Origin of the sequence: Trichloromonas sp., assembly GCF_041583255.1 — a bacterium.
GTDB lineage: Bacteria > Desulfobacterota > Desulfuromonadia > Desulfuromonadales > Trichloromonadaceae > Trichloromonas.
In genome coordinates this window covers 16,599-27,278 of the sequence record NZ_JBFHGD010000017.1, presented here as the reverse complement: position 1 = coordinate 27,278, position 10,680 = coordinate 16,599, and the positions used below count along the sequence as shown (strand labels likewise).

At 55.9% G+C, this 10,680-nt stretch carries 10 protein-coding genes; 1 reads left to right on the top strand and 9 read right to left on the bottom strand.

The genetic code is table 11. The annotated features are described in order from the left end of the window. From ABYV89_RS02760 to ABYV89_RS02740, 5 genes are all read right to left on the bottom strand, one after another. Positions 1-719 (bottom strand): c-type heme family protein (locus ABYV89_RS02760; RefSeq protein WP_432821390.1); only part of this gene is annotated, 719 nt, incomplete at its 3' end. Between the two features lie 316 nt (positions 720-1,035). After that, complete coding sequence (locus ABYV89_RS02755) at positions 1,036-1,545, bottom strand: class II aldolase/adducin family protein (protein WP_432821389.1); 510 nt, start codon at positions 1,543-1,545, stop codon at positions 1,036-1,038. Positions 1,546-1,712: 167 nt separating this feature from the next. Then, positions 1,713-2,207, bottom strand: a complete 495-nt coding sequence (locus tag ABYV89_RS02750) for a ferritin-like domain-containing protein (protein WP_432821388.1) — start codon at positions 2,205-2,207, stop codon at positions 1,713-1,715. A 49-nt stretch (positions 2,208-2,256) separates the two neighbouring features. Then, positions 2,257-4,641, bottom strand: coding sequence for an AsmA family protein (locus tag ABYV89_RS02745; RefSeq protein WP_432821387.1), 2,385 nt, complete (start codon positions 4,639-4,641; stop codon positions 2,257-2,259). Between the two features lie 41 nt (positions 4,642-4,682). Continuing rightward, the gene (locus tag ABYV89_RS02740; protein ID WP_432821386.1) at positions 4,683-5,195 is read right to left on the bottom strand and encodes an EVE domain-containing protein; all 513 of its coding nucleotides are present in this window, start codon (positions 5,193-5,195) and stop codon (positions 4,683-4,685) included. A 250-nt stretch (positions 5,196-5,445) separates the two neighbouring features. Between ABYV89_RS02740 and hcp the strand changes: the two genes are divergently transcribed. Continuing rightward, a complete protein-coding gene (gene hcp / locus ABYV89_RS02735) occupies positions 5,446-7,056 on the top strand; it encodes a hydroxylamine reductase (protein WP_432821394.1) in 1,611 nt (536 codons plus the stop codon). Positions 7,057-7,138: 82 nt separating this feature from the next. Here the strand turns inward: hcp and pal are convergent, their stop codons facing one another. From pal to amrB, 4 genes are all read right to left on the bottom strand, one after another. Further along, complete coding sequence (gene pal / locus ABYV89_RS02730) at positions 7,139-7,648, bottom strand: peptidoglycan-associated lipoprotein Pal (RefSeq protein WP_432821385.1); 510 nt, start codon at positions 7,646-7,648, stop codon at positions 7,139-7,141. A 152-nt stretch (positions 7,649-7,800) separates the two neighbouring features. Continuing rightward, positions 7,801-8,226 carry a hypothetical protein gene (locus ABYV89_RS02725; protein WP_432821384.1) on the bottom strand — a complete coding sequence of 142 codons (426 nt, stop codon included), beginning with the start codon at positions 8,224-8,226 and terminating at the stop codon, positions 7,801-7,803. A 115-nt stretch (positions 8,227-8,341) separates the two neighbouring features. Further along, positions 8,342-9,742 (bottom strand): glutamate--tRNA ligase, encoded by a 1,401-nt coding sequence (gltX, locus tag ABYV89_RS02720; protein ID WP_432821383.1) that lies wholly within the window; start codon positions 9,740-9,742, stop codon positions 8,342-8,344. Between the two features lie 121 nt (positions 9,743-9,863). Continuing rightward, complete coding sequence (amrB, locus tag ABYV89_RS02715; RefSeq protein WP_432821382.1) at positions 9,864-10,667, bottom strand: AmmeMemoRadiSam system protein B; 804 nt, start codon at positions 10,665-10,667, stop codon at positions 9,864-9,866. Between the last annotated feature and the right edge of the window lie 13 nt (positions 10,668-10,680).

Here is a 10,680-nt window from a genome sequence, read left to right as displayed (position 1 = left end):
GTTCGCACTTCGTGACTCATATTGGCGAGGAAATCCCCCTTGGCCCGACTCGCCGATTCTGCGGCAAGCTTGGCTTCAATGAGTTCATTTTCTGTCCGACGGCGGGCCCGCTCGGATGCGGTGAATTTGCGAAACCCGAGTCCGATTGCCATCTGTCCGAACAGCCAGATCAGGGCATGGGTGAACCCTAGATTGAAAAGATCACTGCGGGCCTGCTCTTCATAGGGCTTCATCGGAACCCGCACAGTCAGGCCTCCGCAGACCTCACCCAGGACATATCCATGCTCCCTGTGGCACTGCATGCAGCCCTGCTCGGCGTGCAGCGGGGTTATCAGGCGCAAGATCCGCCCCTCAGGATGATCCTCGATGACTGAAACGTCCGTCGCTCCATCCTGAAGCTGCCCGAGTGCTGTCGTTTCCCAATGATCAGGCTGGTTGCGCGAATTTAGCGGATTCAGGCTGGTCATCCCGGTGCGGATTCCCAGGGTCTGTTCCTCCATCTCATACACCATCTGGCTCATGTACTCCGGGTTGACCAGGGTCAGTTTCAGGCCGGAACGGGTTTCGAGATCGCGGTCAGGGTGATTCTGCAGGAGTGGATTGGGGGCTATTCCGGTCGCCTGGTTGACATAGATGCCACCAAAAGATGAGCCCCAGCGGCGATAGAGAACATCCTTGCCGGAAACGGCACGAGCCTGCACCAGGGCCAGTTCTTTCAAGTTGGATCGGGTCGTCCAGGTGGCCCAGGCTAAAGAGGAAAGGATCAGAAGAGACCAGACGCCGACGAATAAAATGAAATATTTTGCCGGGTATCCCTGCGGCAACCTTTTGACGGTTGATGATGTTGTGCTGGAACAATTTTTTGACATCCAGAAGATTCCGCCCTGCGAAGTGCGTTATTTTGCGACTTTAAGTAACGGGCGATAAGGTTATCCCCATTACATTAGAGTGTGTTGCAAAATCTGTCCCAAGAGGCGCTGGAATGACCAAAAAATACAGGGGGATGCGGGCGGGGTAACGAGCGAAACTAGAAGCTCAGCTGATCAGGTATGCCTTGGCCAGAATGCTGATCAGGGCATGCCCGGCCTGTTCAGCGGTCCGACCGAAGGAGACAACGCCGTCTTCATGCCCTCCCATGACGAATAGGCTCAGTTCCCTGGTCAGCGCTTGATTCATGACCTCACGAACCGCATCGGTCATTGCGGTTGTGCCGTAGGCTGCGGTTGCTCTTGTTGCGGGCAGCCCGAGACGGGTTGCCGCACTCCAGATATGCGGAGAGTGGACATGCATGACCACCCGCAACTCCGAGTCTACTTCATAGAGCGTCGCGTGGGTCATGGCTTCGGAAGACGGCTTGATCGGCCCGGTCGAGGTGACCCGGTTCTGCTCAGGAACGCACCCTGTCACCGTGGAGAAATGTTCCGGCCCGAGCGAGCGGCAGGAACCGGTCTGGGTTCCGGTGATGATGAAAGGCCGGCAAGAAGGGTCGTCAAAGGGAGGAACTCTTTGACTGATATTACCGAACCCGTAACCGTCGTAACGCATTGGGTCCTCTCCAATTAACTGCAGTTGAAAGAGGATTCTGCGCCAGGCAATCAGTTCAGCGAGCAGGTCGTATCGGTGTGGCGAGTCAAAAAGGTGACATAGTTTGAATTTAATGACACCTTCCGGGCCAGCCATTTGTGATCCTCCCTGATTTCCCTGTGTGTTGCTCAAGGTTTGCCGGACAGTTTTTCCCGCCGGTCCTTGAGTATTTTTGCATGACGCTCTTCTTCTGCGGCCAGCCAGGCAAAAGCCTCTTTACCGTCGGCGGTCAAGCATTGTGCTGCGGCCAGACGGAAGTACTCGGCAAATTTTTCTTCTGCCTCGATGGCCAGGGCCAGCGATTGAAGATCGGCCTGCTTCGATCGGAGCACCTCCTCTATCCGCTCTGGCGACGGGAAGACCCGTTCAGAGGAAAAACGCCGGAGGTACGGCAGAAACAGCTCCTCGTTTTCCCAGAACGCGCCATCCTGGTATTTGGGAACCATGTTTTCGAGTGTTGTTAAATGCGCTATTTCGTCCTGGGCCAGCAAGGAGAAAATTTCCCTGGCCATTTCGCTGTGAGCCCTGGTCGACATGGCAGAGTAGAATTGTCTCCCCTGTTTTTCGACTTCCATAGCGGCCCGGATTACTTCAAACCCGCTGAAATTTTCAATTCCTGACATGCCAAACTCCTGACTTTTGATGGTTTTATCAGCTCAGAACCGTTAGTTATTATTTTCCGAACAATCCCTTGATGGCCTTGTCGAGTATTTGTTTCGCCGGTTCCTTGACCTGGTCTCCGTCCACCTTTGAATCCAGTTTATCAAATACTTTTTCTTCCAGTTTTTTCTGCAGCTCGCTTTGAGCCTTTTCTGTGACCTTCGATTTAACCGCAGAGGCGTCGAACGAGAACTTGGGCTTAAACATGGTTCCGCCGACCTTAAGCGGCAACTCGCTCCATCCCTGCTGATCGACGAAGAACTGGGCCACCTCCCCCTTTCGATCCAGCTTGGCTGTCAATGCCGGCGACAGACGGGCCCCGAGACTGAGATTGAGGTCGCCATCAAGGCCAATGGTTCCAGTTGGGGACATACTTACGTCCTTACCGGCAAAATCGCTGTTCATTTGAATCTTGCCGCTTTTCATCGTATAGCTTCCCTTGGCCTGGCTGAAGCTGAGGTCGCGCAATTCATCGAGACGGATAAAGTCTGCCAGCCCCTGCACCAGGGAGGAACCGGTCAAACGACCGTCGGCCAAAACCAGTGCCCCCTTCCCCGACAGGCTCTTGCGGAGCGCCTCGGGCAGGGTTCCCTTGCCGTCGAAGTCGGCCTCAAGGGAAAGCCCGCCGAAGATCGTTCCGGCAGCTTTTGGCGCAAAAACCCGGACAATCGGATCGGCCTGAACGCTGGTGACATTGAGCTTGGCGTTGTAGGCCAGCCCCTTTTTGCCCAGATCGATGGTGGCCGTCTTGCTGAAGGTTCCGCCAGCCACCTTGCCGGTCATCGTTTCAATGGTAAAAATATTGCCAACCAGTCGGTAGCGCATCTGAAAATTATCGATATTGAGTCCCTGGTAGACCGTCTGGCCGATACGCACTTCCCCATCGGCCTTGATCGGCAGGTCAAAAGGACCTATTTCTTCAGCCTGGTTTCTCCCGGGGGCTTTGCCTGATGCGCCGGCTTTTTCTGTGCTTGCGGCCCCCGCCTTGAGCAACGGATCGAGCAGGAAACGCTCGGAAGTCACCAGGCTCGAAACCACGATCGGTTTAGCAAAAAGATGGGACGCCTTGAAATTAATATCGGCAGTGTTGTTGTCAAGGGTCAGCTTGAGCTTGTCGGCGGCCACCTGGTCCCCGGCCAGGGAAAGCATGCCGGTCAAGGTAGGACGCATGCCGCCTGCGGAAGCCTGGATGCCGGACAGGTGCACTTCACCCGTCTTGATCAGTGAAAGCGGTTTGTCCACGGAACCCGCAAGGTTGACTTTGGCACGAACCGATCCGGCCGGGTCGAGCCCCTTGACTTGACTGACCAGTTCCTGGGGGACGGCGGCCAGGGCTGCACGCAGATCGAGTTCATTGAGCACGGCAACAAGATCTACTTTGGGTGATTTTGAATAATCGACAACCTGACCGGACAGGTCAAGTGTTATTCCGTTAAAGTTGGCGTTCGCCTTGTCGATCATGATTATTGTGCGGGCCAGGTCAACCTGGACATCATAATCAAGTGCGAGTGAGGCCTTCTTGAACGGGGCGTCTGGCAACGCATTCAGGGTGACATCGATGTCCTGGAAATCTACCTTGCCGCGGGTCGTCAGTGATTCCGCTCCACCTTCCGCATTCAGGTCCGCACTGACTTTGAGTGAACCCAACTTGCCGGGTATCTTGTCCCTGAGGTAGGGAGAAAATGCCGTCACATCCAAATCGGTGAGCTGAAGTTTGACCTGGCCCGACCGGCTCTTCAGGTTGGCGCTGCCGTCAATGGCAAGAGGCGATCCGTTGAGACTGGCCCGCATACCGAAGGGGAATGACTGCTGCAGTGAGATGTCCCTGGCCTGCACGGTCAAATCGCTCATTTTGTAACGATAGGGCGCCTTGGCATTGATGGCATAATCGATAATCTGCAGCTCACCACCTGCAATGGCGACCTTCGAAACGAGCAGATCGATCGATTTCTGCTCGGTGGCGCCTGCGTCTACCGGCGCAGGCGAACCGTCGGATGCCGTTGTCGGATCGCCGGCCAGGTCGGAAAAGTTAAACTTGCCGTCAGCCTGCCGGATGACGGTGATTTTCGGCGCTTCCAGGCGAACCTCGTCAACCACGACCCGCATGAACAGCAGAGGCCAGAACTGGTAACGCAGCACGACCTGGTCGGCGGCGACAAAAGCTGCATCGCCGGATTTTTCCTTGATTAGTAGATTCTTCAGCACGATGCCTGAAAAGAGGCTGACGTCGACGTCGCCTAGTTGGACCTCGCGATGAAGGGCCTGCTGGGCCAACGGGAGCACCTGTGCCTTAACTCGCTCCGGGGTAATCAACATTTTCGCCAAAACGGTCAAAACAATGACCAGCCCAACCAGGATTACCGCAAAGATGCCAATAACTTTTCCGATTTTTTTCATCGTGGTCTCCGATATATCCGTCCAGTTTGCGTATGTTGGTCCTAGTGACTTTTGCGGTTATTTCGCCGCACGGGACACTCGTCGGCAATCATCCCGCCCAGCGAGAGAATCATCCGCCAGTGACATTCAGATACAGGCTGCACGGAAAGTCTGTTGCCCTTTTTCAAGACATCCAGGTCGGCCAGGCCGGGATGGTTTTTAAGCATGCTGCGTGTCACCGGATTAGCGAGTGCGCTTACCGCCTGGATGTCAACCATGTACCAGATCGGGTTTTGCGCCGTCGCCTTGGGATCGAAATGCTCACCCCGGGGATCGAGGGCGGTGTGATCCGGGTATCCGCCTTTAACCACCCTGGCTGTCCCCGCGATAACCGGGTCCGATATATTGCTGTGATAAAAAAGAACGCCGTCGCCGATGGAAACCGAATCGCGCATCAGGTTTCGCGCCTGGTAATTGCGCACCCCGTCCCATGAAGTGGTCTGCCCGGGAGCCTGCAGCAGATCGTCGAATGAAAAGCAGCCCGGTTCGGATTTCATCAGCCAGTAGTTTGCCATTAAATACCCCTGAAATAAAAAAATGATTTTTTGACTTCGGTCAAGGGGGTTGAGAACCGATGCCGTTATTGTAGAGTTCAACAAGGCAAAGAAATTATACACAGCCGAGGGCGCAATTTCACCTGTTTGGGAAATTTTAATCAACAATCGGTATTGTGGACACCAAAGGAGATGTATCATGGGTATTTTACAGTGGCTTGGGTTGTCGTCGGAGCAAAAAAACTCATTATCCAAAGAAGGAGCTATGAACATGTTTTGTTACCAGTGTGAGCAGGCCGCCAACGGCGGTTGCAGCAAAATCGGGGTCTGTGGCAAGAAACCTGAGGTGGCCGCCCTGCAGGACCTGCTGGTCTACGGTCTCAAGGGGATCGCATTCTGGGCCAACGAAGCCCGCAAAGCCGGGAAAAAGGACGCCGAAATCGATCGTTTCATGATCGAAGGGCTTTTTACCACCGTCACCAACGTCGATTTTGACGCCGAAGCGATCGCCAAGATTTTACGTAAATCCGGCACTATTCTGACCAAGGCCAAGAACCTGGCCGGTTCGGTCAGCGGGGCGATCCCGCAAGCGGCCCAGTGGCAGCCTGCGGCCGACACCGCCGGCCTGATCCAGCAGGGCGAAGCCCACGGGGTCAAGAGCGAGGCGATCGATCCCGACGTTCAGTCGATGCAGGATACGCTTGTTTACGGCATGAAGGGCTATGCGGCTTACGCCGACCACGCCCTGATCCTCGGCGCCGAAAATGACGAGATTTACGCCTTTACCCACAAGGCCCTCGCCGCCACCCTCGACAAGAGTCTCGGCCTCATGGATTTCGTCACCCTGGCGATGGAGTGCGGCCGCATCAACCTGGTAACCATGGAACTGCTCAACAAGGCCCATACCGATGCTTACGGCCACCCGGTTCCGACCCCGGTACAGCTCGGCACCAAGGCCGGCAAGGCCATCCTGGTGACCGGTCACGACCTGAAAATGCTCGAGGAACTGCTCAACCAGACCGAAGGCAAGGGGATCAACATTTACACCCACGGTGAAATGCTCCCCGCCCACGGTTACCCTGGCCTCAAAAAATACGCCCACCTGGCCGGCAATTTCGGCGGTGCCTGGCAGGATCAGGCCAAGGAATTCGTCAACTTCCCCGGCGCGATCATCTTCAACACCAACTGCATCCAGCGGCCGGCGGACAGCTACAAGGACCGTCTCTTTACCTGGGGCCTGGTGCAGTGGCCTGACGTCAAGCACGTCGACGGCTGGGACTTCTCTGCGGTCATCAACAAAGCCCTCGAGTGCGACGGCTTCCCCGACGCTCCCGGCAAGGAGATCCTCACCGGTTTCGGCCACAACGCGGTTCTCGGCGTTGCCGACAAGGTCATTGACGCGGTCAAGGCCGGCCAGATCAAGCACTTCTTCCTGATCGGCGGCTGCGACGGGGCCAAATCGGGACGTAACTACTACACCGAGTTCGCCGAAAAAGCGCCCAAGGATACCGTCATCCTGACCCTGGCCTGCGGCAAGTACCGCTTCAACAAGCTCGACTTCGGCGACATCGGCGGCATCCCTCGCCTGCTCGACGTCGGCCAGTGCAATGACGCCTACAGCGCCATCCAGATCGCCGTCGCCCTCGCCGGGGCATTCAAGTGCGACGTCAACGACCTGCCGCTGTCGATGATCCTCTCCTGGTACGAGCAGAAGGCGGTAGCCATCCTGCTGACCCTGCTGCACCTGGGGATCAAGAACATCAAGCTGGGACCGACTCTGCCGGCGTTCATTACCCCGAACGTGCTCAACTTCCTGGTAGAAAATTTCAACATCGGTCCGATCACCACGGCCGAGCAAGACCTCAAGCAGATTCTCGGGTAATGTTCCAAGTTAACTGAAAGACAAAAAAAAGGCCGGACCGCCATAGCGGTCCGGCCTTTTTTTGTTGTTTCAGCTTTGCAGCTTACATGAATTCGGCGCGACGGTTTTTCGACCAGACACCTTCGCCCTGACCCATGACAGCCGGCTTCTCTTCGCCGTAGCTGATGATGCGGACGCGCTCGGCAGAAACGCCAAGGGAAACAAGGTAGTTGCTGGCGCTGCGGGCGCGGTTCTCACCCAGGGCCATGTTGTAGACATCGGAGCCGCGCTCGTCGGTGTGACCTTCAATGACGATGCTGGCGGTCGGGTTGGCTTTGAGCCACTCGGCATTGGCCTGCAGGGTCTGCTTGGAGTCTTCGGACAGGGTGTAGGAATCAAACTCGAAGTAGATTCCTTTCATACCCAGCTGTGCATTGCCGACCCGAAGGCCGCTGGTGTCGGACTGGCCGGAACGGTCGCCCGAATCAGCTACAACCTCAGAAGTGTTCGACAGGGAGTCGAGGTTTTCAGCCACTTTGCTCTTTTTTGCACAGCCAGCGGAGAATGCACAACAGACAATGACCAGGGCCCAGCAGAAAATGTTCTTTTTCATCTTTAATACCTTTCAAATGAAGTTATATACACTGCCGCACATGCGGCTGAAGTGTCCTGAATTACGTAACTATACAGGCACAAAGGTTCTGTGCTGTCTGATATCGGCTGCAATGGTGGGGTTACGGCCGCAGGGGGCCGCTGAAAGAACGGCTAAGCGGGGGGGATAAAGATTTTCACGTACCCTTCGGGCAAATCTTTTTCGGTGACAGGGGGAAACTTGACGGGAGTTTCAAAAACCTTTTCGACATAAACCAGTTCGGTGCACGGTACGGGAATATCGGCGCCGTGTGTTTTGGCTTTAAAATGAGCCATCAAGGGCTTGGTGTCAGCATCGGCTATGAAATCCGTCTGGGCGATATAGTCCTGCAACGGAACGATAAAAGCCGTATAGCTCACGGCACCCATGCGGGCACCAAACAGAGCCAGAAGCAAAAGGATCGCAAGAAATTTTCTGGAAAAACTGACGACGGTCATTGCCGGTGTGACGCCTGTAAAATAGCTGGTCCCTTGATTGGGCGAGTGGAAATTACCATTTCCATTAGCATTGTCAATAGATTTTTTTTTCGTCCATTTCAAAAAAACACCGGCCGCAAAAAAAGCTATATGCGGCCGGTGTTTATGTGTTTTCTTAATAGCGAAAAAGACCCCTCTTGATCATGCGTTCTTGACGGCACGCCGGGTCGATTTGTAATTATTTCAGAATTTCGAGAGCCTTTTTAAGGCGTTTGAGACTGGGGGCCTTCCCCAGCACCTCTACCACTTCATAGATACTGGGGCTGGTAGTGCCGCCGACCAGGGCGACGCGAACCGAAGGACCGATCTTGCCAAGCTTGAGGCCGGTTTCATCCATGACCTGCTGAAAGGCGGCCGCGATGCCGTCGTGTGACCAGTCCGAGCATTCTTCCAGGTGGCGAATAAGGCATTCCAGCACCGACTGCTTGTCTGAAGTCAGAAACTTGGCGACGGCCTCCTCATCAAACTCGACCTCATCTCTGAAATAGAAAGTCGCGCCCTCGGCCATCTCGACCAGGGTGCGGGAGCGCTCCTGCAGGGTCTTGACAACTGCCGGCAGGGCGGGTCCTTTGGCGGTATCGATCCCGATAACCGCCAAGTGCTCCCTGAGCAGTTCTCCGAGTCGAACCGGATCACCGTTTTTGATGTAATGGGCGTTGAGCCAGAGGAGTTTTTCGGGGTTGAACACGCCGGCCGCCTTGCCGACATTGTCGAGGGAAAATTTATCCACCAATTCATCCATCGAGAAAATTTCCTGGTCGCCAAAAGACCAGCCCAGCCGCACCAGGTAATTGACCATCGCTTCGGGCAGGTAGCCCAGGTCGCGATACGCCATCACCGATGTGGCGCCGTGGCGTTTGGAAAGTCGGCTTTTGTCCGCACCGAGAATCATCGGGACATGGGCGAATTGCGGAACCGGATAACCGAGTGCCTGGCAAATGGGAATCTGCCGTGGCGTGTTGTTGACATGGTCGTCACCGCGGATGATCAGGGTCAGGCCCATCTCGGCGTCATCCACCACGACGACAAAATTGTAGGTCGGGGTGCCGTCGCTGCGTTGAATGATGATGTCGTCAAGCTCTTCGTTGCGAAAGGTGATTGGGCCCTTGATGCGGTCAACAAAGGTCGTCTCCCCCTCAAGCGGCGACTTGAAACGAACGACAAAGGGCGCATCGGCATTCGGAGGCTCGTTGCGGTTGCGGCAGGTCCCGTCATATTTGGGCTTGCCCCCGGTTTTCATGGCGGCTTCGCGTTTGGCGTCGAGTTCTTCCTGGCTGCAGTAGCAGCGATAGGCGTGTCCGTTGTCAAGCAACTGCTGAACCTTGCAGCGGTAGAGATCAAACCGCTCAGACTGGTAAAAAGGCCCTTCGTCGTATGAAAGACCGAGCCATTCCATTGCCTGCAGAATCGCGTCTACCGATTCCTGGGTTGAGCGGACAACATCGGTGTCCTCGATGCGCAGGATGAACGTCCCGCTTTCTTTGCGGGCCAGCAGGTAATTGAAGAGGGCGGTACGGGCACCGCCGATATGCAGATAGCCGGTCGGGCTGGGGGCAAAGCGAACACGCAGGTCAGACATCGATAGCTCCTGGGCAATCTGTAGGTACGGATCCAAAAGAAAGGGTCGCTCAACGGCGACCCGATTTTTTATACTGTATTGACCGGTGGTTGACAAGGGATATTTGCCCGGAATCGGCCAATCACACGACGATCACACCGGCGTAGCCGACCACTTCGGACTGGTCGCCGGTGATATCACCCGAATTGCCGTAATGAACCAGCGTGGCGCTGCGCGCCCCTTTTTGCAGGGTCGCTGCCAGCATGACCACCACGGGAATCACGCCGCACATGCTGATGCGGCCATCGCGGACCGTGCGGTAGAGTCCTTCGGGGTCGAGATCAAGGATGCATTTCAGCGCACGCTGGTCTTTTTCGCGGGCCACGGCTCCGGCTTCGTAGTGGGTCATGTCCGAACTGGCCACGATCAAGACCTCTTCCGGAAATTGCGTCAGTACCCGACCAAGGTGCTCCCCGAGGAGCAGCAGTTCTGTGAGCGCAAGTCGACCAAGGCAGATCGGTACGATGGAACATTCCGGTGTCAAAACCTGCAGAAAGGGGACCTGGACTTCCAGGGAATGTTCCAGCCGGTGCGCCGACATATCCGCCGTCGTCCCCGGGCATTTGGCCAGGATAGCGCCGGCAAGTGGCGCATCAATCGGCATCATCCCGAGCGGGGTTTGCCAGGCCCCTGCTGCGTAGACGGAAGCGGCAGGGCCCACGCCATGATGATTGGGTCCGAGGATGATGACTTTTCGGGGGATGTGGACACGCGCAAAGGTTTTTCCGGCGATGGCGCCGGAATAGAGGTAGCCGGCATGCGGAACGACAACACCGAGTGCTGCTGTTCTTTCGGCGGGAACGGCGGTATAGTTCTCGACCTCCCGGAGAAGGTCAGCTGGCTTTCCGGGGTAAAACTGGCCGGCTACGGCAGGCATCCTGTTCATCCTCACCTCCCCC

Coding starts and splice junctions, on each gene's coding strand:
- amrB (WP_432821382.1), bottom strand. CDS start 10,667: ATGAACAGGATGCCTGCCGTAGCCGGCCAGTTTTACCCCGGAAAGCCA.
- ABYV89_RS02755 (WP_432821389.1), bottom strand. CDS start 1,545: ATGCGTTACGACGGTTACGGGTTCGGTAATATCAGTCAAAGAGTTCCT.
- ABYV89_RS02750 (WP_432821388.1), bottom strand. CDS start 2,207: ATGTCAGGAATTGAAAATTTCAGCGGGTTTGAAGTAATCCGGGCCGCT.
- ABYV89_RS02740 (WP_432821386.1), bottom strand. CDS start 5,195: ATGGCAAACTACTGGCTGATGAAATCCGAACCGGGCTGCTTTTCATTC.
- ABYV89_RS02745 (WP_432821387.1), bottom strand. CDS start 4,641: ATGAAAAAAATCGGAAAAGTTATTGGCATCTTTGCGGTAATCCTGGTT.
- hcp (WP_432821394.1), top strand. CDS start 5,446: ATGTTTTGTTACCAGTGTGAGCAGGCCGCCAACGGCGGTTGCAGCAAA.
- gltX (WP_432821383.1), bottom strand. CDS start 9,742: ATGTCTGACCTGCGTGTTCGCTTTGCCCCCAGCCCGACCGGCTATCTG.
- pal (WP_432821385.1), bottom strand. CDS start 7,648: ATGAAAAAGAACATTTTCTGCTGGGCCCTGGTCATTGTCTGTTGTGCA.